This is a genomic window from Leclercia sp. LSNIH3 (assembly GCF_002935105.1).
Lineage (GTDB): Bacteria > Pseudomonadota > Gammaproteobacteria > Enterobacterales > Enterobacteriaceae > Enterobacter > Enterobacter adecarboxylatus.
In genome coordinates, this window is record NZ_CP026387.1 from 4,026,749 (window position 1) to 4,051,917 (window position 25,169).

The following is a 25,169-nucleotide window of genomic DNA, read 5'->3' on the forward strand; positions in this document are numbered from 1 at the left end:
ATAATGTGTATTACTCCGGCAGCGTCCAGTCCCCCTCGTTGAGGGACGTTGCAAAATTAGCGTATCGCGCCAGTCGCCTTTTTTATAACCCACACTTCTGAGCTGTCCCGCCACTTCGAATCCGTGTTTTTTGTGCAGGCGTAACGAACCGGCATTGTTTGGTCCATCTCCGACGATAGCGATCATCTGTCGCCACGGTCCCTCTTCGCTACGGGCAATCAGGGCGCTTAACAGCGCGCTGCCAAAGCCGCGTCCGGGCGTGCTGGCCTCGACGTAAATCGACTCTTCAATGGTGTAACGGTATCCGGTGCGCGCTCGATAGTGCGTGGCGTAACAGAAGCCCACCACAATTCCCCGATAGAGCGCCACCAGCCAGGGCAATCCCTGGCTGGTCACCGTATTTATACGCTGGCGCATTTCGTCTACGGTAGGGGGAACCTCTTCAAAGGACGCGCGCCCGTGAAGGACATGCCAGGCGTAGATGGCGGCAATGGCATGCGCGTCCTCCGCCTCGGCATCGCGAACCTGAACATCAGTTTCGGAAAAAGTTTCAATAGCCGACATAGCTGTCCGCTCCTCGCAAAAAAGCCAGAGAAAGTTTTCTCTGGCGACCCGGGGTTACTCTAGTACGATTCCTGAGGGCTTAACAGCAGGTCCAGTGGGCTAACTGGTTTGATCAGTGGGTTGCGGGCTATGACCCGCTGCTTCAGGCTGTTCCTTCCAGTTTTTATGCTTGGTTGTTTTTCCAATGCCCGGGTTCATGCTATTTGTCGGGTCGTTTTCGCGATAAAACTGCTTTAATGCGGCCGGCGCTTCGTAAATGTGACCCACATTGTGTTCCGCGGGATATTGCGCCCCGCGCGCCCGCAGTAACTCCAGCATCTGTGCCTTCAGGGCATGGGCATCGACCCCTTTTTTGACGATGTAATCCTGATGGAAGACATAGCACATAAAGTGACCGTAATAGAGCTTATGCACCAGCTGGCTGTCGATCTCCGGCGGCAGCGTCTCAAACCAGTCGGTATCGTTGCGGCGCAGGGCAATATCCAGCGCCAGAATATCTTCCACTTCGTCGGCATGTACGGCCTGGTAGCGGATCGCGGCCCCGGCGGCGGCAAACCGGTGTAAAAAGGCTTTGCTGCCCTCTTCAGGCGTACAAGCGAAGAAGTCGCCTTCGGCGGTTTTAAAGAACTCGGCCAGCCAGCTTTGTGCTTCGGCAATCCCATCGCCTGCCATCTTCAACAGCAGGTGATGCTCGTACTTATCTCGCCAGCTTTTCATCCGCGGCGGCAGGTGCGCCGGGAAGGCGTTGCCAATCTTTTGCATAAAGCGGTCGGTAAAGTGGGGCTTAAACAGCGACACCTTCTCCAGCATCGCATCGGTGCGCCCCTTCATGGTGAAGAAGAAGGGCATCTTGTCGGTGCCGAGCTTGTCGATCATCAGGAAGGTATCTTTACCGTAGCGTTCGGCAATGTCGTAAATATCCCGGTGCATATACTCCCCGGCGACTGGCAGGTGGGTGAACTCCCCGAGAATATGACGACGAATGGTGGTCAGCACTTCCGGCTGGTTGGTGCCAATGTAAAACACCTGCTGCCGCTTCTCGGCCGGGAAGGTATCCAGCCGCACGGCAAAGACCGCCAGCTTGCCCGCACAGCCGGAGGACTCAAACAGGCGATCCGGGTCAGCGTTATAGCGGGCGGGGGTATCGGCATCGATTTCGCGCACCCGGGTGATGTAGTCATGATCGTGGGCGTGACGCCCGTCATGCAGCACATCGCTGTCCTTAACGCGATCGTCATCCAGCTTGCTGAGGATCTGCTCCGGCGTGACGCCCAGATCGATGCCCAGGTGGTTCACCAGGGTCAGTTTGCCCTGCTCGTCGATACGCGCAAACAGCGACATTTCGGTGTAGGCCGGGCCGCGCTGCACCAGCGAGCCACCGGAGTTATTGCAGATCCCGCCAATCACCGACGCGCCAATACAGGATGAGCCAATCACCGAGTGCGGCTCCCGGCCCAGCGGCTTCAGCGCTTTTTCCAGGGAGTAGAGCGTGGTCCCCGGATAGGCCAGCACCTGCTCGCCTTTATCCAGCAGATGCAACTTGTCGAGGCGCAGGGTGCTGATAATCACAATCTCGCGGTCGTAATCGTTGCCGTTCGGCGTGGAGCCTTCGGTCAGGCCGGTATTGGCCGCCTGCATCAGAATAATTTTGTCTGCCGCCACGCAGGCGCTGAGCACCCGCCACAGTTCCAGCAGCGTGCCCGGGAAAACCACCGCCAGCGCGTCCCCTTGACCGGAGCGAAAACCCTTGCGGTAGCGCGCGGTTTTCGCGGCGTCGGTCAGCAGGTGGGCTGACCCCACCAGTCGCGTCAGTTCATTAATAAAGTCGGTGTTATCGTGCGGTTGTTCAAAAGACATCATCCACCCCTTGTGGTCAGTCGAATACGTCGTCCAAAATCATAGCGCGATTAATGTTTAAGCGAACCAGTATTCACCAGAAAAATCAGAGAATAAACCCTGCAAGGTTCACAGGGTTTATGGCACACTGCGCTTTTCGTACGGTCTGGCCGCGACTATCCGGCGGTTATTGATGAGAGAGTAAACGAGATGAAATGGCTCTGTTCTGTAGGTGTGGCAGTAAGTCTGGCGCTACAGCCCGCGCTGGCTGATGACCTGTTTGGTAATCATCCGCTGACGCCGGAAGCCCGCGACGCTTTTGTCACCGATCTGCTCACAAAGATGTCGGTTGATGAGAAAATCGGCCAGCTGCGTCTGATTAGCGTCGGGCCGGATAATCCGAAAGAAGCCATTCGCGAAATGATCAAAAACGGGCAGGTTGGGGCAATTTTTAACACCGTTACCCGCCAGGATATCCGCGCGATGCAGGATCAGGTGATGGAACTCAGCCACCTGAAAATCCCGTTATTCTTCGCCTATGACGTGGTTCACGGCCAGCGTACCGTCTTCCCCATCAGTCTCGGCCTGGCCTCCTCCTTTAACCTTGAGGCGGTGAAAACCGTCGGCCGCGTTTCAGCCTATGAAGCCGCAGACGACGGTCTGAACATGACCTGGGCACCGATGGTTGACGTCTCCCGCGATCCACGCTGGGGCCGCGGCTCGGAAGGCTTTGGGGAAGATACCTATTTAACCTCCATAATGGGTAAAACCATGGTGGAAGCGATGCAGGGTAAAAGCCCGGCGGATCGCTACTCGGTGATGACCAGCGTCAAGCACTTCGCCGCCTATGGCGCAGTGGAGGGCGGGAAAGAGTACAACACCGTCGACATGAGTCCTCAGCGTCTGTTTAACGACTATATGCCGCCGTACAAAGCCGGTCTCGATGCCGGGAGCGGCGCGGTGATGGTGGCCCTCAACTCGCTGAACGGCACGCCAGCCACGTCCGACAGCTGGCTGCTGAAAGATGTCCTGCGCGACCAGTGGGGCTTTAAAGGCATCACCGTGTCCGATCACGGGGCGATCAAGGAGCTGATTAAGCATGGCACCGCGGCCGATCCTGAAGATGCGGTGCGGGTGGCACTGAAGTCCGGCATCAACATGAGCATGAGCGACGAGTACTACAGCAAATACCTGCCGGGTCTGGTGAAAAGCGGCAAAGTCACCATGGCAGAGCTGGACGACGCCACGCGCCACGTGCTTAACGTGAAATATGACATGGGGCTGTTCAACGATCCGTACAGCCATCTGGGGCCAAAAGAGTCCGACCCGTCAGACACCAACGCCGAAAGCCGTTTACATCGTAAGGAAGCGCGCGACGTAGCGCGCGAAAGCCTGGTGCTGCTGAAAAACCGTCTGGAAACGCTGCCGCTGGCGAAATCCGGCACCGTGGCAGTAGTAGGGCCGCTGGCTGACAGCAAGCGCGACGTGATGGGCAGCTGGTCTGCGGCGGGCGTGGCCGATCAGTCAGTGACCGTGCTGACCGGCATTAAAGATGCGCTGGGCGACAAGGGCAAGGTAATTTACGCCAAAGGTGCCAACGTCACCGGCGATAACGACATCGTTACCTTCCTCAACCAGTATGAAGAGGCGGTGAAGGTCGATCCGCGTCCGGCGCAGGAGATGATCGACGAGGCCGTTAACGCCGCGAAGCAGTCCGACGTGGTGGTGGCCGTGGTCGGTGAAGCCCAGGGTATGGCGCATGAAGCCTCAAGCCGCACCGATATCACCCTTCCTCAGAGCCAGAAGGCGCTGATTGCCGCGCTGAAAGCCACCGGTAAACCGCTGGTGCTGGTGCTGATGAACGGTCGCCCGCTGGCGCTGGTTGATGAGAACCAGCAGGCTGACGCGATTCTGGAAACCTGGTTTGCCGGTACCGAGGGCGGTAACGCCATTGCCGACGTGCTGTTTGGCGATTACAACCCGTCGGGCAAACTGCCGATGTCCTTCCCGCGTTCCGTCGGCCAGATCCCGGTGTACTACAGCCACCTGAATACCGGCCGTCCGTACAACGCGGATAAACCGAACAAGTACACCTCGCGCTATTTCGACGAAGCTAACGGCCCGCTCTATCCGTTTGGCTACGGCCTGAGCTACACCACCTTCACCGTTTCTGAGGTGAAAATGTCGGCTCCGACCATGAAAGCGGACGGTAACGTCACTGCCAGCGTCGACGTGACCAACAGCGGCAAACGCGAAGGGGATACGGTGATCCAGATGTACGTCCAGGATGTTACCGCCTCCATGAGCCGTCCGGTGAAACAGCTGCGTGGCTTCGAAAAGGTGCACCTGAAACCGGGCGAAACCAAAACCGTCAGCTTCCCGATTGACGTGGATGCGCTCAAGTTCTGGAATCAGCAGATGAAATACGACGCCGAGCCAGGCAAATACAACGTCTTTATCGGCGTCGATTCTGCCCGGGTTAACAAGGGCGAGTTCGAGCTGCTGTAAACCTTGCCATCCGGCAATACCCAGGCGGGGCCGCCTCACATCATTGGCGAGAGGCCCCAAAATTTTCCTCCCTTCATCCTGTAAGCCGGTTAATCCTCGTTTTTGGCTCCCTCTTTTCGCAATAGATTGTGAAGGTTTTCACAGTTCAGTTCTGGCTACCGCCGCAAAACATGCACTTCATCAAAAGCGCTTTCTGACACCGCACTCGGGTTCATCCTTCGCTCAACCTCCGCAAAAAGCGCGCGCAAACCGGGCGATAAAACCGCGTGTCATGCCTCTCCCTTAACCGCTGACAGCGAGCAATATGTCGCGCGAGTCAGGCGATTTCGAGCCCGACCGCTGCGGTCTTACTGCCATTATCGTCTCGTTCATGGTCGGGCTGTTGTTCGTCTGCTTTGTCATCCGGGAGCGCTCGCTGTTCGCTGTTTCGCCGCCTGCGTGCTCACTGTTACGTTAAAACTGCCGGACCAGGGATAAAACGGCGCTTATCGACTACGCTTTTCTCACAAGCCACTGAAAACGGCGGCAAAAACATGAGGAAAGTGGAATGACTATCTTAAAGGGGATTATTGGCTCAACGGCATTACTGGCGGCGTTGAGCCTGCCTTTACAGGCAGCAGAGCCGGTAAAAGTCGGGTCAAAAATTGATACGGAAGGCGCGCTGCTCGGCAACATCATCCTGCAGGTGCTGGAGAGCCACGGCGTAAAAACCGTCAATAAAGTGCAGCTGGGCACCACCCCGGTGGTGCGCGGCGCGATCACCTCCGGTGAGCTGGATATCTACCCGGAATACACCGGCAACGGCGCCTTTTTCTTCAAAGATGAAAACGACCCGGCGTGGAAAAACGCTAAGGCCGGGTATGAGAAAGTGAAAAAGCTCGATGCCGAACAGAACAAGCTGATGTGGCTTACCCCGGCCCCGGCCAACAACACCTGGACCATCGCGGTACGCAAGGACCTGGCGGAGAAAGGCAAGCTCACCTCGCTTGAGGATCTCAGCCGCTACCTGAAAAAGAAGGGCGATTTCAAACTCGCCGCCTCGGCAGAATTTATCGAGCGCCCGGATGCCCTGCCAGCGTTTGAAAAAGCCTATGAGTTCAAGCTCGATCAGAGCCAGCTCCTGTCGCTGGCAGGCGGTGATACCGCCGTGACCATCAAAGCGGCGGCCCAGCAAACCTCGGGCGTGAACGCGGCGATGGCCTACGGCACTGACGGCCCGGTGGCGGCGCTGGGTCTGCAAACCCTTACCGATCCGAAAGGCGTTCAGCCTATTTATGCTCCAACGCCGGTCGTACGCGAAGCGGTGCTGAAGGCCTACCCGGAGCTGGACACCTGGCTGAAGCCGGTCTTTGAAACGCTGGATGAGAAAACCCTGCAACAGCTGAACGCCAGCATTGCAGTGGAAGGGCTGGATGCCAAAAAAGTGGCGGCAGATTATCTGAAGCAGAAAGGGCTGGTGAAGTAGCCCCAGGACAGTTCGGTGCCGATACGATGTCATAACCGCGTCCTGCTGCTGTTGGCTGTTATAGCCCTGGCCGCAGCCGCGTTACCTTTTGTCAATTTCGCCCCTAACCGGCTGGTGTCCGGGGAGGGGCGTGCCCTCTGGCAGGTGTGGTCATTTTCCCCTGCGTTACTGCTGTTACCGCTGGGCCTGCTGCTGGCGTTGACCCTCGCCCGCGGACGATGGGCGTTAGCGACGACCCTGGTGGTGTGCGAGCTGCTGTTTGCCGCGCTGGTCTGGAGCGCCGGGCTGGCGGCTTCTCACCTCGCCACCAGCGAAAGCCCGCTGGCGCGTACCGCGGTCGGGAGCGGCCTGTGGCTGTGGCTGGCGCTCTGCCTGTTGGCCTGCAGCGATGCCATTCGGCGGCTCAGCGCGCAGCCGCTCTGGCGCTGGCTGCTGCAGGCGCAAATCTGGATCCTGCCGCTGCTGCTGTTATTCAGCGGTGAACTCCACTCGCTGTCCCTGCTGAAAGAGTATACCAACCGCGAAGATACCTTTAACGCCGCCCTCGCGCAGCATCTGACCTTACTGCTGGGCACCCTGTTGCCGGCGCTGCTGATCGGCGTCCCGCTGGGGATCCTCTGTTATCGCCGCCCGACGTATCAGGGGCCCGTGTTTGCCGTCCTGAGCGTGATTCAGACCGTGCCCTCCGTGGCGCTGTTCGGCCTGCTGATTGCCCCGCTGGCCGGGCTGACCCGCGCCTGGCCGTGGCTGTCGTCGCTGGGAATTGCCGGAACCGGTATGACTCCCGCGCTTATCGCGCTGGTGCTGTATGCGCTGCTGCCCCTGGCGCGCGGCGTGCTGGCGGGGCTAAGCCAGGTCCCTGCCGAGGTGCTGGAGAGCGCCGACGCCATGGGCATGAATACCCGCCAGCGCTTCTGGCAGATCCAGCTCCCTCTGGCGCTGCCGGTACTGTTGCGCGGCCTGCGGGTGGTGGCAGTACAGACGGTGGGAATGGCGGTAATTGCGGCGTTAATTGGTGCCGGCGGATTCGGGGCGCTGGTGTTCCAGGGGCTGCTGAGCAGCGCGCTGGATCTGGTACTGCTGGGCGTGATCCCGACGATCGCGCTGGCAGTGGTGGTGGATGCGCTCTTTGCCCTGTGGATCGCCCTGCTGCGAAGGAGAACCGATGATTGAATTTCATGATGTAAATAAAACGTTTGCCGGGGAGCCAGCGGTCAGCGATCTGAACCTGACCTTTGCCGAAGGGGCTTTTTCGGTGCTGATTGGCACCTCGGGGTCGGGCAAATCGACCACTCTGAAGATGATCAACCGGCTGGTAGAACACGACAGCGGCCTGATCCGCTTTGCCGGAGAGGAGATCCGCAGCCTGCCGGTGCTGGAGCTGCGGCGGCGGATGGGCTATGCCATCCAGTCCATTGGCCTGTTCCCGCACTGGACGGTGGCCCGCAACATCGCCACTGTGCCGCAGCTGCAAAAATGGTCCCGGCAAAAAATTAACGATCGGGTGGATGAGCTGATGGCGCTGCTGGGGCTGGAGCCGGTACTGCGCGAGCGCTACCCGCATCAACTTTCCGGCGGGCAGCAGCAGCGGGTGGGCGTGGCGCGCGCGCTGGCGGCCAACCCTGAGGTATTGCTGATGGATGAACCTTTTGGCGCCCTCGACCCGGTGACCCGTAGCGCTCTGCAAGCGGAGATGACCCGTATCCACCGCATCCTCGGCCGCACCATTATTCTGGTCACTCACGACATCGACGAGGCACTTCGGCTGGCCGACCATCTGGTCTTGATGGATAACGGCAGAGTCGTGCAGCAAGGAACGCCGCTGACGCTGCTGACTAAGCCCGCGAATGGGTTCGTGCGGGAGTTTTTTGGCCGCAGCGAGCTGGGCGTACGTCTGCTGTCGCTGCGCACGGTGGGCGAGTCGATGCGCCGGGACATTACGCCGGGCGAGGCCAGCCCGCTGCGCGCCTCCATGAGCCTGCGGGATGCGCTCTCGGCGTTTGTCAGCAGCGGCAGTGAACGCCTGCCGGTGGTGGACGACCAGGACAGGCCGTGCGGTACGCTCTGGTTTCGCGACCTGCTCACCCCGGAGGCGGTAAATGACGTGGTTACGTGAGCCGCTCCTGTGGCTGGTGTTGCTTTTTGTGGCGCTGCTGATGGCGATGCCTTACAGCGCGCCGCTGTTCAGCGCGTTGTTCCCAGAGCTGCCGCGCCCGGTCTATCAGCAGGAAAGTTTCGTTAGCCTGACGCTGGCCCACTTCTGGCTGGTAGGGATCTCAAGCCTGGTGGCGATTGTGCTGGGGGCCGGGGCCGGGATCGCCGTTACGCGCCCGGCGGGGCGTGAGTTTCGCCCGCTGGTCGAGACCATCGCCGCGGTCGGGCAGACCTTTCCGCCGGTGGCGGTGCTGGCGATTGCGGTGCCGGTGATGGGATTTGGGCAACAACCCGCGATTATCGCGCTGATCCTCTATGGGGTACTGCCGATTTTGCAGGCAACGCTGGCGGGGCTGGCGTCCGTGCCCGCAGCGGCCATCAGTGTGGCAGAAGGGATGGGCATGAGCGGCTGGCAGCGTCTGCGCAACGTTGAGTTGCCGCTTGCTGCGCCGGTCATGCTGGCCGGGATCCGCACGTCGGTGATTATTAATATCGGTACCGCGGCTATTGCCTCTACGGTAGGGGCAAATACGCTGGGGACGCCGATCATCATCGGCTTAAGCGGGTTTAATACGGCCTATATTATCCAGGGGGCGTTACTGGTGGCGCTGGCGGCGATTGTGGTGGATCGCACCTTTGAGCGCCTGGCTAAGCGCCTCAGCCGACACCGCCACGGACAATAAATGAATACCCTGCCAGCATCACGCCGCCAATACCGCTGATGGCCATGAGTAAGAACAGGGTGATAACCGCGACTTTGGTTGCCTTCATAATGTGCTCCTGATGTTAACAGAGCGATTATACGGTGAAGCATGGCTGTTAATGAACCATTAATTGCCTTTCAGCGGGAACACGGGGTAACCATGCGCCTGCCACTGGGTAAGCTGCTGCTTCTGCGCTGCGGTCGGGGATTCGCCGCACCAGACCAGCAGCGTCTGCCCGTCGAACAGTTCGGGGCGCAGCTGCACCAGCGAGTGGGCCAGCACGTCGACGCGCCAGCCCTCCTGCGCGGCAATCCACGCTTCCAGCCACAGTCGGGTGGTGTCCTGCACGTTCCAGCCAACAACCAGCGCATCCTTGCTGTTCTTCTTACGCGCGGTGGCCAGACAAATGCAGATGTAATTGATTAGCACCCCGTCGAGGGCGCTCAGCAGCGCCTGCAACGTAGGCTGCTGCGACTGCAACCTTCGGCGTAACGGGACAAACAGGTGCGAAATTAAGGTTTGTGCAGGGTATTCGCTGCCGCGATCCTTGAGCCATACGCGCAGGCGATGCAGATGGCCGGACTGCAGGTAACGCAGCAGTACCTCCTGTTGTTCGCGCCAGATATCCTGCTCCTCCTGGCCTTCCGGGCTGAGTAGCGTTTTGACCTTGCCAACCTGAACGCCGTTATCGATCCATCCTTTTATCTCCCGGATGCGGTCGATATCCGCATCGGTGAACAGCCGGTGTCCGCCGTCGGTTCGCTGTGGTTTGAGTAATCCGTAACGTCGTTGCCATGCGCGTAACGTTACAGGGTTGATATCACACAGGAGTGCCACTTCCCCAATCGTGTAGAGCGCCATGTTTTCCCCCGGCTTGCACATACCCAGATTAACTGTAGACGCAGAATGCCGAACCAGGAAGGATCCCTCTTTTTTTGCCCGGCGAAGGTGAATTTAAGACTATGTTGGGTTAAAGGTGTGATGCCTGACACGAAAACACATTTTTATCTTCAGGCTGCCAGGAAAGTTAATGCGCTTCGGTGTATGTTACGCGGTTTTACTGTGTGTGGTTTGTGGGCATGTACGAATTTAATCTGGTGTTGCTGCTGCTTCAGCAGATGTGTGTGTTTCTGGTCATCGCCTGGTTGATGAGTAAAACGCGCCTGTTTATCCCCCTAATGCAGGTCACGGTTCGCCTGCCGCACAAGCTGCTCTGCTACGTCACCTTCTCTATCTTCTGCATTCTTGGCACCTATCTCGGCCTGCATATTGAAGACTCCATTGCCAACACCCGTGCGATTGGCGCGGTGATGGGCGGGCTGCTCGGCGGCCCGGTGGTCGGCGGGCTGGTAGGCCTGACCGGGGGGCTGCACCGCTACTCAATGGGCGGGATGACGGCGCTGAGCTGTATGATCTCAACCATCGTTGAAGGGTTGCTTGGCGGCCTGATCCACAGCGTGATGGTGCGGCGCGGTCGCCCGGATAAGGTCTTCAGCCCGCTCACCGCAGGCATGGTAACTCTGGTGGCCGAGCTGGTGCAGATGATGATCATTTTGCTGATTGCGCGTCCGTTCGAGGATGCCCTGCATCTGGTCAGCAGCATTGCCGCGCCGATGATGGTCACCAACACCCTGGGTGCTGCGCTGTTTATGCGTATCCTGCTCGACAAGCGGGCCATGTTTGAAAAGTATACCTCCGCCTTTTCCGCTACCGCGCTGAAGGTGGCGGCCTCGACGGAGGGGATCCTGCGTCAGGGCTTTAACGAAGAGAACAGTATGAAGGTGGCCCAGGTGCTGCATCAGGAGCTGGATATCAGCGCCGTCGCCATTACCGATCGCGAAAAGCTGTTGGCCTTTACCGGCACCGGGGACGATCATCACCAGCCCGGCAGACCGATTTCCTCTGCCTATACGCTGCGCGCGATTGAGACCGGAGAGGTCGTCTACGCCGACGGTAACGAAGTGCCGTACCGCTGCTCGCTGCATCCACAGTGCAAGTTGGGTTCGACGCTGGTGATCCCGCTGCGCGGTGAAAATCAGCGGGTGATGGGCACCATCAAACTGTATGAAGCGAAAAACCGTTTGTTCAGCTCCATCAACCGCACTCTGGGGGAGGGGATAGCCCAGCTGCTGTCGGCGCAGATCCTTGCTGGTCAGTACGAGCGGCAGAAGGCGCTGCTCACCCAGTCGGAGATCAAGCTCCTGCATGCGCAGGTTAACCCGCATTTTCTGTTTAACGCGCTGAACACCCTGAAGGCGGTGATCCGCCGTGACAGCGAGCAGGCGACGCAACTGGTGCAGTTTCTCTCGACCTTTTTTCGCAAAAACCTGAAGCGGCCGTCGGAAATCGTCACCCTTGCCGATGAGATTGAGCATGTGAATGCCTATCTGCAAATTGAGCAGGCGCGTTTTCAGTCGCGCCTGCAGGTGTCGCTTTCGGTGCCGGAGGAACTGGCCTGGCAGCAGCTTCCGGCCTTCACCTTACAGCCGATTGTGGAAAATGCGATTAAGCACGGCACCTCGCAGCTGCTGGGCACCGGCGAAATCGCCATTACCGCCAGCCGCTTTAACCGCTATCTGGTGCTGGATATCGAAGACAACGCCGGACTCTATACCGCGACCAACGAGGGCGGCGGCCTGGGGATGGGGCTGGTGGATAAACGCCTGCGCGCCCATTTTGGCGAGGATTGCGGCATCACCGTTGTCTGCGAGCCGGACTGCTTTACCCGCATAACCTTAAGATTGCCTCTGGAGGAACACGCATGTTGAATGTGCTGATTGTCGATGATGAACCTCTGGCACGGGAAAACCTGCGGTTTTTGCTGCAGGAGCAGAGTGATATTGAAATTGTTGGCGAGTGCGCGAATGCCATCGAGGCCATCGGGGCAGTGCACAAGCTGCGCCCCGACGTGCTATTTCTGGATATCCAGATGCCGCGCATCAGCGGCCTGGAGATGGTGGGCATGCTCGATCCTGAACATCGCCCCTACATCGTGTTTCTCACCGCCTTTGATGAGTACGCGGTCAAAGCCTTTGAAGAGCACGCGTTCGACTATCTGCTAAAACCCATTGAAGAGCAGCGGCTGGAAAAGACCCTCAACCGCCTGCGCCATGACCGCAACGTGCAGGACGTATCGCTGCTGGCGGAACATCAGCAGCCGCTGAAATTTATCCCCTGTACCGGCCACAGCCGCATCTATCTGTTGCAGATGGATGACGTGGCCTTTGTCAGCAGCCGGATGAGCGGGGTGTTTGTCACCAGCGGTGAAGGCAAAGAGGGCTTTACCGAGCTGACGCTACGCACCCTGGAGAGCCGCACGCCGCTGCTGCGCTGCCATCGTCAGTACCTGGTCAACATGGCGCACCTGAAAGAGATCCGTCTGGAGGAGAACGGCCAGGCGGAGCTGGTGCTGCGGGCCGGGCAGACGGTGCCGGTCAGCCGTCGCTATCTGAAAAGTTTGAAAGAGGCGATAGGGTTGTAAAACTGCTACACTGCGCGCCATTGCATCATCGACACTCGAAGGCTCTATGCTCAGTAATGATATTCTTCGTAGCCTGCGCTACACCTTGAAAGCCAATAATAACGACATGGTGCGCATTCTTGCGCTTGCCGATATGGAATCCACCTCTGCCGGATTCGACACCTGGATGACCAAAGAGGATGAAGAGGGTTTTGTTCGCTGCCCGGACATCATCCTGTCAGGTTTCCTGAACGGTCTTATTTATGACAAGCGCGGCAAAGATGAGTCTGCGCCTGAGCTGGCGCTCGAGCGTCGGGTCAACAACAACACGGTGCTGAAAAAGCTGCGTATCGCTTTTTCGCTGAAGACCGACGATATTCTGGCGATCATGACCGAGCAGAAATATCGCGTGTCGATGCCGGAGATCACCGCCATGATGCGCGCGCCGGATCATAAAAACTACCGCGAGTGCGGAGATCAGTTTCTGCGTAATTTCCTGCGTGGGCTGACGCATCGGGTGCACCACCCGAAACCGTGATGATTGCCAGGGGGGGCGGCTTTACGTCTCGCCCCGATCCTCTTCCACAGGGAGGGGAGAGCAGCGGGTAGTAAAAGGTATAAAAAAAAGCCGGAGAGTATCTCCGGCTTTTTTGTTATTTCACCTGATGACCAGGCAGCGCACCGCTATCCGGGCTTAACAGGAAGATATCCTTCCCGCCAGGGCCTGCGGCCATCACCATCCCTTCTGAGATGCCGAAGCGCATTTTGCGCGGGGCAAGGTTCGCCACCATCACCGTATGGCGACCAATCAGCGCCTGCGGGTCTGGATAAGCAGAACGAATACCGGAGAAGACGTTGCGCTTCTCGCCACCCAGATCCAGGGTCAGGCGCAGCAGTTTGTCGGAGCCTTCAACAAATTCCGCGTTTTCAATCAGCGCCACGCGCAGATCAACTTTGGCGAAATCATCAAACGTAATGGTCTCCTGAATCGGATCGTCTGCCAGCGGGCCGGTAACCGGCGCGGCTGCGGCTTTCACCTCTTCTTTCGACGCTTCAACCAGGGCTTCAACCTGTTTCATCTCGATACGGTTGTACAGCGCTTTGAACGCGTTCAGCTTGTGGCCGAGCAGCGGCTGGTTAATGCTGTCCCAGCTCAGTTCGGTGTTCAGGAACGCTTCGGTACGCGCGGCCAACTGCGGCAGCACAGGCTTCAGATAGGACATCAGCACGCGGAACAGGTTGATACCCATAGAGCAGATTGCCTGCAGGTCGGCATCGCGGCCTTCCTGTTTTGCCACTACCCACGGAGCCTGCTCGTCAACGTAACGGTTAGCCAGATCGGCCAGGGCCATGATCTCACGCACTGCTTTACCGAACTCGCGGCTTTCCCAGGCTTCGCCAATCACGGTAGCCGCGTCGGTGAAGGTTTTGTAGAGCGCCGGATCCGCCAGTTCAGCCGCCATCACGCCGTCAAAACGTTTGGCAATGAAACCGGCGTTACGGGAGGCCAGGTTGACCACCTTGTTAACGATGTCGGCGTTCACGCGCTGAACGAAATCTTCCAGGTTCAGGTCGATATCGTCGATACGGGAAGAGAGCTTCGCCGCGTAGTAGTAGCGCAGGCTGTCGGCGTCAAAATGGTTCAACCAGGTGCTGGCCTTAATGAAAGTCCCGCGCGATTTGGACATCTTCGCGCCATTCACCGTGACATAGCCGTGAACGAACAGGTTGGTCGGCTTGCGGAAGCCGCTGCCTTCCAGCATGGCTGGCCAGAACAGGCTGTGGAAGTAAACAATGTCCTTGCCGATGAAGTGGTACAGCTCGGCGTCGGAATCTTTTTTCCAGTACTCCTCGAAGCTGGTGGTGTCGCCGCGCTTATCGCACAGGTTCTTGAAGGAACCCATGTAGCCGATTGGCGCATCCAGCCAGACGTAGAAGTATTTGCCCGGTGCGTTCGGGATTTCGAAGCCGAAATACGGCGCATCGCGGGAGATATCCCACTGCTGCAGGCCGGACTCAAACCACTCCTGCATTTTGTTCGCCACCTGCTCCTGCAGTGCGCCGCTGCGGGTCCATGCCTGCAGCATTTCGCTGAAGGATGGCAGGTCGAAGAAGAAGTGTTCGGAATCACGCATCACCGGCGTGGCACCGGATACCACGGATTTCGGCTCAATCAGTTCGGTCGGGCTGTAGGTTGCACCGCACACTTCGCAGTTATCGCCATACTGATCCGGGGATTTACATTTCGGGCAGGTGCCTTTCACAAAACGGTCCGGCAGGAACATGCCTTTTTCCGGATCGTAGAGCTGAGAAATGGTGCGGTTTTTAATAAAACCGTTCTCTTTCAGACGGGTGTAGATCAGCTCCGACAGCTCACGGTTCTCGTCGCTGTGCGTGGAGTGATAGTTGTCGTAGCTGATGTCGAAGCCAGCAAAATCCGTCTGATGCTCCTGACTCATTTCAGTAATCATCTGTTCCGGGCTGATCCCGAGCTGCTGTGCTTTCAGCATGATCGGCGTGCCGTGTGCATCGTCTGCACAGATGAAGTTAACCTGATGGCCGCGCATTCGTTGGTAACGGACCCAGACATCAGCCTGGATATGCTCCAGCATGTGGCCGAGGTGGATTGAGCCGTTAGCGTACGGCAGAGCGCACGTCACCAGAATTTTTTTCGCGACTTGAGTCATAGTGGACATTACTTCTTTGGTAGTGAAAAGGGTTTTGATAGTACCAAAAGGGGCATTATTAAGTAAGCACAAACCACGGCCTTTCAGGTAAACTTGTTCAACAAAGCTCTTATCCACAATAACAAAAGGAGTCGGGATGAGTTCTCAATCCCAGGCCAAATCACCGGAAGCCTTGCGCGCAATGGTCGCCGGGACGCTGGCTAACTTTCAGCACCCCACCCTGAAGCACAATCTCACCGCGCTCAAGGCGTTGCATCACGTGGCGTGGCTGGATGATACCCTGCATGTTGAGCTGCAGATGCCGTTCGTCTGGACGCACGCGTTTGAGACGCTGAAAGAGCAAACCAGCGCTGAGTTGCTGCGGATCACCGGGGCGAAAGCGATTGACTGGAAATTGACCCATAATATCGCCACCCTCAAGCGGGTAAAAAACCATCCGGGCATTAACGGCGTGAAGAACATTATCGCCATCAGCTCCGGCAAGGGTGGGGTGGGGAAATCCTCCACCGCCGTGAACCTGGCGCTGGCGCTGGCCGCCGAAGGGGCGAAAGTGGGTATCCTGGATGCCGACATCTACGGCCCGTCGATCCCCAACATGCTGGGCGCGGAAAACCAGCGTCCGACCTCGCCGGATGGCACTCATATGGCGCCGATCATGGCCTATGGTCTGGCGACTAACTCGATTGGTTATCTGGTCACCGATGACAACGCCATGGTGTGGCGCGGGCCGATGGCCAGCAAAGCGCTGATGCAGATGTTGCAGGAGACTCTGTGGCCGGATCTCGATTATCTGGTGCTGGATATGCCGCCGGGCACCGGTGACATTCAGCTAACGCTGGCGCAGAACATCCCGGTTACCGGGGCGGTAGTGGTGACCACACCACAGGATATCGCGCTGATCGACGCCAAAAAAGGCATTGTGATGTTCGAGAAGGTTGAAGTACCGGTGCTGGGCGTGGTCGAAAATATGAGCATGCACATCTGCAGCAACTGCGGCCATCATGAGGCGATCTTTGGCGCAGGCGGGGCAGAGAAGCTGGCGGTGCAGTATCACACCCAATTGCTGGGCCAGATGCCGCTGCATATTACGCTGCGTGAGGATCTCGACAGCGGGAAGCCAACCGTGGTTAACCGTCCTGACAGTGAGTTTACTGAGATGTATCGCCAGCTGGCGGATCGCGTCGCGGCCCAGCTCTACTGGCAGGGGGAAGTGATCCCGGCCGACATCGCCTTCCGTGCCGTGTAGTTGTTTTACCGGGGCTGCCTGATGCGCCTGTCCTGACCCTTTCTTCCGGGAGAGGGCGCAAAGACAAAAACGGTCACCTCAGGGTGACCGTTTTGCTTTTATCTTGCCACCCGGCAAAAGCATTATTTAACGGTGATAGAAGATATCGCCGTTATACGCTTTGTAGATCTTACCGTCGGTATCACCCACCAGCACATAGTTCTCGCCCATGTAGGTCCAGTGTGTGCCAGCTTGCGGTTCAGGCAGGTTGCGCAGTTTGTACTGCTTGATGGTGTACTCAGGTGTCAGATATTGCGCCGGGGCGAAATCACCAATCTTGAATTTCGTAAAATCGGCTACAAACTCCTGTTCCTCATAGGCCTGGATGCCAGAGGGTGCCGCTGCGGCTTGCGGGGCAGCAAACGCCGCGCTCGCCAGTGACATCAATACGCCCAGAAGTAGAATTTTACCTTTAGTCATTTTTTCTCCAGATTAACCGTGGCCATTACTCTTGGTCTGCTGTTTCGTGACCGAGCAACAGATAGTCTATTTTATGTTTTGCCGGCTGGCTGGGTGTGTAAAAAATGTAACAAATCAACACATCCTGACGGTAGGTATTTCGCTTTTTAATTATCGATGTTGTGAATGCTTTATTATTTAGTGATTAATTAATTCTATTATTTCGTTGATGAAATCCGAAATGAACACCCGGAGACTTAATAGTTATTACATGAGTATGTTATGTTCATTGCGGGATGCTTATGATGTGTTTTAATTAACTGAAAAAAACTCTGGCTTTTATTTATCCGAAAAAACAACCTGGCAGCATGTATCCGGGTTGTTGTTTTCTATTTCAACACTCCTTGTAACTCTCTGATTATAATTGATGTTTTAATTATGCTTATGTGGCGATTTTAACGAGAGCTATAGGGGAGCTAATGAGTTTTTATCGACAATAATAGAGTGCCATTTATTAATGACAACAACATTTCGCGCCGGTGCAGGATTGTTTACCGCCCTTTTATTAGCAGGCTGCACAATTACACCCGGTCAACATATAAATACTTCAGAAAAAAATAACGTTGCTGTTGCCGACGATTCGCTTGATTTAAACAAAAAAGTGGATGTCTGGCCATTAACGCCCTCCGTCATTGAACAACTGCGGGGAAATGGTGAGAAATCTCAGGCAAATCCTACTCTGGATGAGCAGTTAAAGAACTGGGAATACCGGATTGGCCCCGGGGACGTGCTGATGATCACCGTCTGGGATCATCCCGAACTCACCACCCCGGCCGGGCAGTATCGCAGCGCCAGCGACACCGGTAACTGGGTCGGTGCCGATGGCACAATCTTTTATCCCTACGTTGGTCAACTCAACGTTGCGGGTAAAACCATTGCCCAGGTGCGCAATGAGATCACCGCCAGGCTGGACAGGGTGATTGAAAGCCCGCAGGTCGATGTCAGTATCGCGGCGTTCCGTTCGCAAAAAGCCTATATCACTGGCGAAGTGGTTAAATCTGGGCAACAGCCCATTACCAATATTCCATTGACCATTATGGATGCTATCAATGCGGCGGGGGGGCTGTCGGCTAATGCTGACTGGCGCAACGTGGTGCTCACCCATGAGGGCAAAGATACGCCGATCTCGCTGTATGCCCTGATGCAGCATGGCGACCTGACGCAAAACCGCCTGCTCTGGCCGGGCGATATCCTGTTTATCCCACGCAATGACGCCCTGAAAGTCTTTGTCATGGGCGAGGTCGTTAAACAGAGCACCCTCAAGATGGATCGCAGCGGTATGACGCTGGCAGAAGCCTTAGCCAACGCCGGTGGTCTGAATCAGGAGAAGGCTGATGCTACCGGTATCTTCGTGATCCGCTCCACTACCGGGAAAAGCCCGGACGGCAAAATTGCGCGCATCTGGCAGCTGAATGCCCGCGACGCGTCAGCCATGGTGCTCGGCACAGAATTTCAGCTCCAGCCCTACGATATCGTCTACGTGACCACGGCACCGGTCTCACGCTGGAACCGGGTTCTGTCGCAGTTGGTGCCTACCATCAATGGCGTGCATGACCTGACGGAAACCGTGCGTTTTATCAGATCGTGGCCTGAATAATGATCCAATCGATTCTGGTGGTGTGTACAGGAAACATTTGCCGCTCCCCGCTTGGGGAACGGCTCCTACAACAACATTTGCCTGCATTGTCCATCGCTTCTGCAGGTACGTGCGGCCTGGCGGGACATCCGGCAGATCGCCGTGCCCGGCAAATTGCGGCCATGCATGGCCTGTCGTTGGCCGATCACGTTGCACGCCCACTGACGGCGGCAATGATGCGGGAATACGATTTGATCCTCGCCATGGAGCCAGGACAGATTAACCGGATCTCGCTCATGGCGCCGGAGGTGCGGGGTAAAGCCTTGCTGTTCGGCCAGTGGCTAAGGGTCCAGGAAATTCCCGATCCGTACGGTAAAAGCATTGAAGCGTTTGACTATGTTTTTCGCCTGCTTGGCGAAGCAAGCCAGGAATGGACCAACCGACTTACAGGAAAGGGATTACGTACATGTCGTCGAAAACCGTAAATGCGCAGGGTTATGTTGCAGATAATCATGAGCTGGATCTGACGCGTCTTCTCGGAGAGTTAATCGATCATCGCGTGTGTATTTTTAGCTGTACGCTGCTTTTTGCGTTGTGTGGCTTGGTATACGCGCTTTTTGCATCGCCGGTATATATCGCGGACGCGATGGTACAAATAGAAGAGAAGCAACAAAACAGCCTGCTTAAATCGTTAGACCAACTCTCACCTGCTTATTCGCCGGATTCATCCGCCGAACTTCAGTTGTTGCGCTCCCGCATGATCCTCGGCGGAACCGTGCGAGCGTTGCGCTTATACGATCAAATTACACCCATCCGCTTTCCCCTGATTGGCGAGGGTTGGGCCAGGCTCACCGGCCAGCAGCCCGCTATCCTGAGACTCGATACACTGACACTGCCACCCGCGCAGGGGAAAGCGATGTCACTCACCATTACTGCTCTAAACAATGGAAAGTATCTGCTGGAAGGGGCCGGGAATAGCGTTGAGGGTACGGTCGGTAAGCTGGTACAACACGCGGGGATGACCATTAAGGTCCGGGAGTTGTCAGCGCCTGCCGGAACACGTTTCCGGGTGAAGCAGGCTACGCAGCTTGAGGCAATCAATGCCCTTAGCCAACAGCTTAACGTAACGGAACAGAGCAAAGAGAGCGGGATCCTCACGTTGAGCCTGACAGGTGCCGATCCGGTGCTGATTGCCAGAACGCTGAACCACATTACCCAGAGCTACCTGCAACAAAACATTGCCCGGCAGGCAGCGCAGGATTCGCAAAGTCTGGCCTTTTTACAACGGCAAATGCCGCTGGTGCGCAGCGAACTGGAGCAGGCTGAAGAACGGCTCAACACCTATCGTAAACAACGCGATTCGGTGGATTTATCGCTGGAAGCCAAAGCGGTGCTGGAGCAGATCGTCAACGTTGATAATCAGTTGAATGAGTTGACCTTCCGGGAGGCGGAAGTGTCGCAGCTCTATAAGAAAGATCACCCGACCTACCGGGCCTTGAGGGAAAAGCGTCAGACGTTAGAGAAGGAACGGAAACGTCTGAACGATCGCGTCAGTGCGATGCCGACGACACAGCAGGAAGTGCTCCGCCTTAGTCTCGATGTGGACACCGGTCGTGCAGTTTATCTCCAGCTGCTTACTCGCCAGCAGGAGCTTAATATCTCCCAGTCGAGCGCCATTGGCAACGTGCGAATTATTGACCCGGCGGTGACGCAACCGGCTCCAATAAAACCGCGTAAGTCGATGATAATTCTGTTACTCACCCTGACAGGATTTTTTATCTCTACGGGACTGGTGCTGGCAAGAGCGGCCCTGAATCGCGGCATTACCAGCCCGGAGCAGCTCGAAAGCGAGGGGATAAACGTCTATGCCACCTTGCCGCATTCCGAATGGCTAAGCAACAAAACCTCCTTGGGCGGTAAGTCTTTCTTACGCTATTACATCCGGCATAAAACCACGAGAGTGCCTTTTTTGCCGGTGGTCAGGCCGATGGACATTTTTGTTGAAGCCGTACGTGGATTACGCACCAGCCTGCATTTTGCGATGATGGATGCGGAAAACAACATCCTGATGTTTAGTGGGCCGAGCCAGGATTGCGGTAAAACGCTGGTCAGTACCTCGCTGGCGGCATTGGTCGCACAGATAGATCAACGGGTGCTGTTTATCGATGCGGATATGCGCAAAGGTTACGTGCACAAGATTTTCGCGCTCAGTAATGAGAAAGGGTTATCGAATGTGCTGTCAGGCAAAGTGGCCTTTGATGATGCCGTGCAAACCTATACCAGCGGCAACTTCGATGTGGTGACCTGTGGACAATATCCGCCAAATCCGTCGGAGCTGTTAATGCACGGACGTTTTCGTGAATTCATGGCATGGGCAAGCGAGCGTTACGACATGGTCATCGTCGATACCCCACCCATTCTGGCGGTGACGGATGCGGCAGTGGTGGGGAGTGTTGCTGCTTCTACGTTGCTGGTGGCGCGTAACAACATAACGACCGTGAAGGAGATCCAGGTCAGCTACGGGCGTTTACAGCAGATGGGCGTCAAAATTAAAGGCGCGATTCTGAATGACGTGGTGAAATCGTCCGTCAGCTATTACAGCACAGCCTATGACGCCTACGGTTACGCCTCTGCGCAAAACGAGAATAAAGAGAAAAAACCCTGTTAAAGGGGAAGGGGAATAAACCCGGCGGCAGAGCGCTGCCGGGTTGAATAACTTACTTCGCCAGCAGCTCGTGCGCCGTGCGTTCGACCAGTGACAGCAGGACTTTAACATCCTCCAGCGTCACGATTGGGTTCAGCAGGGTCAGCTTCAGGCAGGTGACACCGTTATGCTCAGTCACACCGACGTTGGCACGGCCAGATTCCAGCAGCGCATCACCGATTCTCTGGTTGAGCAGCGCGATGGCCGCATCGTCCAGGTTCAGTTCAGGGCGGAAGCGGAACAGCACGCTCGCCAGCTGTGGTGGCATCACCAGTTCCAGCAGTGGCTGTTCGGTGACATACGCGGCAACCTGCTGCGCCATGGTCACACCGTGATCGATGATCTCCGCGTATTTCTTCTGGCCCAGCGCTTCCAGGCTCATCCACAGCTTCAGCGCGTCAAAGCGACGGGTGGTCTGCAGCGATTTGGACACCAGGTTAGGTACGCCAGCCTCTTCGTCAAACTCAGAGTTCAGGTAAGCCGCCTGATAGCGCATCAGCTCATAGTGACGCGCTTCTTTCAGCAGGAATGCACCGCAGCTGATGGTCTGGAAGAACTGCTTGTGGAAGTCCAGGGTAACGGAATCCACCAGCTCGATACCGTCGAGGTAATCGCGATACTTCTCAGACATCAGCAGTGCGCCGCCCCAGGCCGCATCCACGTGAACCCAGATATTCTGCTTCGCCGCCAGTTCCGCAATCGCCCGCAGCGGATCAATAGCGCCCGCGTCGGTGGTTCCTGCGGTGGCAACGATCGCCAGAATCTGTTCACCGTTGGCATTGCACTGCGCGATTTTCGCAGCCAGATCGGTCAGATCCATGCGCGAACATTCGTCAGTTTTCACCTGGATAACAGACTGATAGCCGAGGCCCATCAGCGCCATATTCTTCTGTACGGAGAAGTGCGCGCTGTCGGAGCACAGCACCCGGATCTTACGCAGATCGCCCACCAGCCCATCCTGCTGGACGGAGTGGCCCTGACGCGCAAAGAAAGCATCGCGCGCCAGCATCAGACCCATCATGTTGCTCTGGGTGCCGCCGCTGGTGAAGACACCGGCGTCGCCTGGCTGGTACCCCAGACGGGTACGCAGCCACTCGATCAGTTTTATCTCGATAATGGTCGCAGACGGGCTTTGATCCCAGGAGTCCATGCTCTGGTTAGTGGCGTTGATCATCACTTCCGCCGCCTGGCTTACCACCAGGCTTGGGCAGTGGAGGTGCGCCACACACTGCGGATGGTGCACCGCCAGGCTGTCCTTCAGGAAATATTCAACGGCACGCTCGATGGCGGTCTCGTTGCCCAACCCTTCCGGGCTGAAATCCAGGTTGATACGTTCGCGCAATTCGGCGACCGTTTTACCCTGGTACATTTCCGGCTGTTTCAGCCACTGCATAACCGCCTGAGTGCTCTGCTCGATCGCCTGCTGATAGGCTTCGATGCTTTGCGCCGACGACGACAAAATCGGGTTTAAATCTGACATTGTATCCATTGTCTCCGGTTAGACTGGGCGAACGCCCGCAGCAAGCAGTGCCTGCTCAAATTTGTCCAGGAACACGTTCAGCTCCTGATCGCTGATCAGCAGGGAAGGCAGCAGGCGCACAACGTTACCGTTACGGCCGCCACGCTCCAGAATCAGACCGGCTTCGAAGCATTTTTTCTGGATCAGCGCAGACAGCTCGCCGTCGCCCGGGAAGCAGCCCATATGGTCGGCAGCTTCGTGCGGTTTAACAATCTCGATGCCGATCATCATGCCCAGACCGCGCACGTGACCAATTACCGGATAACGTTTCTGCAGCTCAACCAGCTTCGCTTTCAGCCACTCGCCCTGGGCGGCAACTTTATCAGCGATGTTCTGCTCGTTAAGGATCTGCAGGGTGGTGAGGCCAGTAGCCATCGCCAGCTGGTTGCCACGGAATGTGCCGGTATGGTGACCCGGAGACCAGGCATCGAACTGCTTTTTGATACCGAGCACGGCCAGCGGCAGACCGCCACCGACAGCTTTGGACATTACAATGATGTCTGGCTGGATACCTGCGTGTTCGAAGGCGAAGAATTTACCGGTACGGGCAAAGCCTGCCTGCACTTCGTCGAGGATCAGCAGGATGCCATGTTCTTCGGTCACTTTACGGATGCGCTGCAGCCACTCAACCGGCGCCGGGTTCACGCCGCCTTCGCCCTGTACGGCTTCCAGAATCACGGCAGCCGGTTTACGCACGCCGCTCTCGACGTCGTTGATCAGGTTTTCGAAGTAGTAGGTCAGGGCTTTCACGCCCGCTTCGCCGCCGATACCCAGCGGGCAGCGGTACTGGTGCGGATATGGCATGAACTGCACTTCTGGCATCATGCCGTCAACGGCTTCTTTCGGCGACAGGTTGCCGGTCACGGACAGTGCGCCGTGAGTCATGCCGTGATAAGCACCGGAGAAGCTGATAATGCCGCTACGGCCAGTGACTTTTTTCGCCAGCTTCAGTGCGGCTTCAACGGCGTCTGCGCCGGATGGGCCGGTAAACTGCAGGCAGTACTCTTTACCCTGACCTGGCAGCATAGAGAGCAGGTATTCTGAGAACGCGTCTTTCAACGGCGTGGTCAGATCCAGGGTATGTAACGGCAAGCCGCTGGTAATGACACTTTGGATGCTTTTCAGCACATCAGGATGGTTATGACCCAGCGCCAGCGTTCCCGCTCCGGCCAGGCAATCAAGATACTCTTTGTTATCCGCATCGGTGATCCACACCCCATTCGCCTTAGTAATGGCTAAAGGAAGCTTGCGCGGATAACTCCTGACATTGGATTCCATGTCGGCCTGACGGGCCAGATAGGTTTCGTTGGTTTTGAAAGAAGAGGCATTCAAAGTATCAATACGGACTTTATCCGTCATCATATCACTCCTACAACCGCAGCTCAGCACGTGGCCACGATTGAATAATTAATTAAGAAAATGAGAAGGGCATCAAAAATCGCGGCCAATATAGAGCCTTTTTGCGCAAGGCTCAATGGTTAATTGTTTATCGTTTTGTTACGCGCGTTGAATCAACGCGCGTAAGCCGTAACCCCGCATGGCGACTGATGTTTCCTGGGGGGCACGCCGGGGAAAAAAGTGGGGTATTTTAGAATGCTTTAGGACTACTTTGGACAACGTTCAGAATTCCATGATCGCGACCATGGGTTCTATTCCATGACGCATCGGTGACGCCGTCCTCATCGAGGGTAATCGACAGGATATAACCGGCACCGCGAATTTCGTAGAAGTTAGCATTTAAACGCTTCACGCTGGCTTTTTTGCCGTTGATGGTGGCCTGGGTAAAACCATTATTGATGGTGGCTTTGATGCCATTGGCGCTAAAAGAGGCTTCCCGCAACGGGTCGGCAACATGAGCCGCCTGCGCATGTTGTACGGCATTATGGGCATTCTCTAAAGCCTGTTTTTCAGCGGCGGCATTGATTGCGGCCTGACGGTTCTGGTCTGCGATATAGCACGCATCCCGGCTGACGCCTTTTGCTTCACACTGCGCTAACCGCTGCTCTTCAGAGACGCAACCCGCAAGAAGCGCAGCGACCATACCCACCAACAAAATCTTTTTCATACATTAACCTTTAGTAAAATAAGGAAATATTCCTTGCCTAATCATTAAGTTAGCCATTTTTCTGTGCGTAGCCATGCTTATGTCGTTTCTATAAAAGAAACTATATGTGGCGGAGGATGACTATCGCGGAACATGAAGTTTTGCTAGTTGATAGAGATCACATTTAGCACGAATAGCTAAAAA

General features: G+C 56.6%; 20 protein-coding genes and 1 pseudogene. 12 read left to right on the forward strand and 9 right to left on the reverse strand.

Translation table 11 applies throughout. The features are described from left to right. Nucleotides 1–10: 10 nt before the first annotated feature. Together C3F35_RS19495 and dld are read right to left on the reverse strand one after the other, a co-directional pair. Nucleotides 11–564, reverse strand: a pseudogene (locus C3F35_RS19495) (GNAT family N-acetyltransferase). A gap of 99 nt (nt 565–663) precedes the next feature. Further along, nucleotides 664–2,421: a D-lactate dehydrogenase gene (dld, locus tag C3F35_RS19500; protein WP_103792169.1), complete on the reverse strand. Its 1,758-nt coding sequence runs from the start codon at nt 2,419–2,421 to the stop codon at nt 664–666. A 189-nt stretch (nt 2,422–2,610) separates the two neighbouring features. On the opposite strand from dld, the gene bglX reads away from it, so the two are divergent. The 5 genes from bglX to C3F35_RS19525 all read left to right on the forward strand — a co-directional run bounded on the left by bglX (nt 2,611) and on the right by C3F35_RS19525 (nt 9,210). Further along, the gene (gene bglX / locus C3F35_RS19505; RefSeq protein ID WP_103792168.1) at nt 2,611–4,908 is read left to right on the forward strand and encodes a beta-glucosidase BglX; all 2,298 of its coding nucleotides are present in this window, start codon (nt 2,611–2,613) and stop codon (nt 4,906–4,908) included. Between the two features lie 547 nt (nt 4,909–5,455). Next, nucleotides 5,456–6,373, forward strand: coding sequence for a glycine betaine ABC transporter substrate-binding protein OsmF (gene osmF, locus C3F35_RS19510; protein ID WP_103792167.1), 918 nt, complete (start codon nt 5,456–5,458; stop codon nt 6,371–6,373). 15 nt (nt 6,374–6,388) lie between these two features. Beyond that, complete coding sequence (locus tag C3F35_RS19515) at nt 6,389–7,546, forward strand: ABC transporter permease (protein ID WP_103792166.1); 1,158 nt, start codon at nt 6,389–6,391, stop codon at nt 7,544–7,546. Further along, nucleotides 7,539–8,489, forward strand: coding sequence for an ABC transporter ATP-binding protein (locus C3F35_RS19520; RefSeq protein WP_059307532.1), 951 nt, complete (start codon nt 7,539–7,541; stop codon nt 8,487–8,489). Before C3F35_RS19515 ends, C3F35_RS19520 begins: the two co-directional genes overlap by 8 nt. After that, nucleotides 8,473–9,210, forward strand: coding sequence for an ABC transporter permease (locus tag C3F35_RS19525; RefSeq protein ID WP_103792165.1), 738 nt, complete (start codon nt 8,473–8,475; stop codon nt 9,208–9,210). Before C3F35_RS19520 ends, C3F35_RS19525 begins: the two co-directional genes overlap by 17 nt. Here C3F35_RS19525 and C3F35_RS19530 read toward each other — a convergent pair. Together C3F35_RS19530 and mlrA are read right to left on the reverse strand one after the other, a co-directional pair. After that, on the reverse strand, nt 9,185–9,298 hold the full coding sequence (locus C3F35_RS19530) for a protein YohO (RefSeq protein WP_071886432.1): 114 nt from the start codon (nt 9,296–9,298) through the stop codon (nt 9,185–9,187). The genes C3F35_RS19525 and C3F35_RS19530 overlap by 26 nt on opposite strands. 59 nt (nt 9,299–9,357) lie before the next feature. Further along, a complete protein-coding gene (gene mlrA / locus C3F35_RS19535) occupies nt 9,358–10,092 on the reverse strand; it encodes an HTH-type transcriptional regulator MlrA (RefSeq protein ID WP_059307534.1) in 735 nt (244 codons plus the stop codon). Nucleotides 10,093–10,310: 218 nt separating this feature from the next. Between mlrA and C3F35_RS19540 the strand changes: the two genes are divergently transcribed. The 3 genes from C3F35_RS19540 to C3F35_RS19550 are packed head-to-tail and all read left to right on the forward strand — an operon-like array spanning nt 10,311 to nt 13,229. Continuing rightward, nucleotides 10,311–11,999, forward strand: coding sequence for a sensor histidine kinase (locus C3F35_RS19540; protein ID WP_103792164.1), 1,689 nt, complete (start codon nt 10,311–10,313; stop codon nt 11,997–11,999). Beyond that, complete coding sequence (gene btsR, locus C3F35_RS19545; protein WP_103792163.1) at nt 11,993–12,712, forward strand: two-component system response regulator BtsR; 720 nt, start codon at nt 11,993–11,995, stop codon at nt 12,710–12,712. The genes C3F35_RS19540 and btsR overlap by 7 nt, the downstream gene beginning before the upstream one ends. Before the next feature lie 46 nt (nt 12,713–12,758). Then, nucleotides 12,759–13,229 (forward strand): DUF1456 family protein, encoded by a 471-nt coding sequence (locus C3F35_RS19550; protein WP_032612542.1) that lies wholly within the window; start codon nt 12,759–12,761, stop codon nt 13,227–13,229. Nucleotides 13,230–13,344: 115 nt separating this feature from the next. Here C3F35_RS19550 and metG read toward each other — a convergent pair whose 3' ends face one another. Continuing rightward, a complete protein-coding gene (metG, locus tag C3F35_RS19555) occupies nt 13,345–15,378 on the reverse strand; it encodes a methionine--tRNA ligase (protein WP_103792162.1) in 2,034 nt (677 codons plus the stop codon). A 136-nt stretch (nt 15,379–15,514) separates the two neighbouring features. Between metG and apbC the strand changes: the two genes are divergently transcribed. Next, nucleotides 15,515–16,624, forward strand: coding sequence for an iron-sulfur cluster carrier protein ApbC (gene apbC / locus C3F35_RS19560; RefSeq protein ID WP_032612540.1), 1,110 nt, complete (start codon nt 15,515–15,517; stop codon nt 16,622–16,624). Nucleotides 16,625–16,750: 126 nt separating this feature from the next. Here the strand turns inward: apbC and C3F35_RS19565 are convergent, their stop codons facing one another. Next, nucleotides 16,751–17,083, reverse strand: a complete 333-nt coding sequence (locus C3F35_RS19565; RefSeq protein WP_032612537.1) for an RcnB family protein — start codon at nt 17,081–17,083, stop codon at nt 16,751–16,753. Between the two features lie 496 nt (nt 17,084–17,579). Between C3F35_RS19565 and C3F35_RS19570 the strand changes: the two genes are divergently transcribed. From C3F35_RS19570 to C3F35_RS19580, 3 genes are read left to right on the forward strand one after another with little or no spacing between them, the layout of a single operon-like run. Further along, the gene (locus C3F35_RS19570) at nt 17,580–18,719 is read left to right on the forward strand and encodes a polysaccharide export protein (RefSeq protein ID WP_103792161.1); all 1,140 of its coding nucleotides are present in this window, start codon (nt 17,580–17,582) and stop codon (nt 18,717–18,719) included. After that, nucleotides 18,719–19,183 carry an arsenate reductase/protein-tyrosine-phosphatase family protein gene (locus C3F35_RS19575; protein WP_032612533.1) on the forward strand — a complete coding sequence of 155 codons (465 nt, stop codon included), beginning with the start codon at nt 18,719–18,721 and terminating at the stop codon, nt 19,181–19,183. Before C3F35_RS19570 ends, C3F35_RS19575 begins: the two co-directional genes overlap by 1 nt. After that, nucleotides 19,165–21,366 carry a polysaccharide biosynthesis tyrosine autokinase gene (locus C3F35_RS19580; RefSeq protein WP_103792160.1) on the forward strand — a complete coding sequence of 734 codons (2,202 nt, stop codon included), beginning with the start codon at nt 19,165–19,167 and terminating at the stop codon, nt 21,364–21,366. Before C3F35_RS19575 ends, C3F35_RS19580 begins: the two co-directional genes overlap by 19 nt. Nucleotides 21,367–21,415: 49 nt before the next feature. On the opposite strand, the gene C3F35_RS19585 is transcribed toward C3F35_RS19580, so the two are convergent. The 3 genes from C3F35_RS19585 to C3F35_RS19595 form a co-directional block, all read right to left on the reverse strand. After that, entirely contained in the window at nt 21,416–22,882 is a 1,467-nt protein-coding gene (locus tag C3F35_RS19585; RefSeq protein WP_077226250.1) for a pyridoxal phosphate-dependent decarboxylase family protein, read from the reverse strand. Nucleotides 22,883–22,900: 18 nt separating this feature from the next. Next, the gene (locus tag C3F35_RS19590; protein WP_059307540.1) at nt 22,901–24,283 is read right to left on the reverse strand and encodes a diaminobutyrate--2-oxoglutarate transaminase; all 1,383 of its coding nucleotides are present in this window, start codon (nt 24,281–24,283) and stop codon (nt 22,901–22,903) included. 226 nt (nt 24,284–24,509) lie between these two features. Continuing rightward, nucleotides 24,510–24,986: a hypothetical protein gene (locus C3F35_RS19595; RefSeq protein WP_032612525.1), complete on the reverse strand. Its 477-nt coding sequence runs from the start codon at nt 24,984–24,986 to the stop codon at nt 24,510–24,512. Nucleotides 24,987–25,169 lie beyond the last annotated feature (183 nt).

Excerpts from the sequence above, each read along its gene's own strand:
- dld (WP_103792169.1), bottom strand. The coding sequence starts at position 2,421 with ATGTCTTTTGAACAACCGCACGATAACACCGACTTTATTAATGAACTG.
- bglX (WP_103792168.1), top strand. The coding sequence starts at position 2,611 with ATGAAATGGCTCTGTTCTGTAGGTGTGGCAGTAAGTCTGGCGCTACAG.
- osmF (WP_103792167.1), top strand. The coding sequence starts at position 5,456 with ATGACTATCTTAAAGGGGATTATTGGCTCAACGGCATTACTGGCGGCG.
- C3F35_RS19520 (WP_059307532.1), top strand. The coding sequence starts at position 7,539 with ATGATTGAATTTCATGATGTAAATAAAACGTTTGCCGGGGAGCCAGCG.
- C3F35_RS19525 (WP_103792165.1), top strand. The coding sequence starts at position 8,473 with ATGACGTGGTTACGTGAGCCGCTCCTGTGGCTGGTGTTGCTTTTTGTG.
- C3F35_RS19530 (WP_071886432.1), bottom strand. The coding sequence starts at position 9,298 with ATGAAGGCAACCAAAGTCGCGGTTATCACCCTGTTCTTACTCATGGCC.
- mlrA (WP_059307534.1), bottom strand. The coding sequence starts at position 10,092 with ATGGCGCTCTACACGATTGGGGAAGTGGCACTCCTGTGTGATATCAAC.
- C3F35_RS19540 (WP_103792164.1), top strand. The coding sequence starts at position 10,311 with ATGTACGAATTTAATCTGGTGTTGCTGCTGCTTCAGCAGATGTGTGTG.
- btsR (WP_103792163.1), top strand. The coding sequence starts at position 11,993 with ATGTTGAATGTGCTGATTGTCGATGATGAACCTCTGGCACGGGAAAAC.
- C3F35_RS19550 (WP_032612542.1), top strand. The coding sequence starts at position 12,759 with ATGCTCAGTAATGATATTCTTCGTAGCCTGCGCTACACCTTGAAAGCC.
- metG (WP_103792162.1), bottom strand. The coding sequence starts at position 15,378 with ATGACTCAAGTCGCGAAAAAAATTCTGGTGACGTGCGCTCTGCCGTAC.
- apbC (WP_032612540.1), top strand. The coding sequence starts at position 15,515 with ATGAGTTCTCAATCCCAGGCCAAATCACCGGAAGCCTTGCGCGCAATG.
- C3F35_RS19565 (WP_032612537.1), bottom strand. The coding sequence starts at position 17,083 with ATGACTAAAGGTAAAATTCTACTTCTGGGCGTATTGATGTCACTGGCG.
- C3F35_RS19570 (WP_103792161.1), top strand. The coding sequence starts at position 17,580 with ATGACAACAACATTTCGCGCCGGTGCAGGATTGTTTACCGCCCTTTTA.
- C3F35_RS19575 (WP_032612533.1), top strand. The coding sequence starts at position 18,719 with ATGATCCAATCGATTCTGGTGGTGTGTACAGGAAACATTTGCCGCTCC.
- C3F35_RS19580 (WP_103792160.1), top strand. The coding sequence starts at position 19,165 with ATGTCGTCGAAAACCGTAAATGCGCAGGGTTATGTTGCAGATAATCAT.
- C3F35_RS19585 (WP_077226250.1), bottom strand. The coding sequence starts at position 22,882 with ATGTCAGATTTAAACCCGATTTTGTCGTCGTCGGCGCAAAGCATCGAA.
- C3F35_RS19590 (WP_059307540.1), bottom strand. The coding sequence starts at position 24,283 with ATGATGACGGATAAAGTCCGTATTGATACTTTGAATGCCTCTTCTTTC.
- C3F35_RS19595 (WP_032612525.1), bottom strand. The coding sequence starts at position 24,986 with ATGAAAAAGATTTTGTTGGTGGGTATGGTCGCTGCGCTTCTTGCGGGT.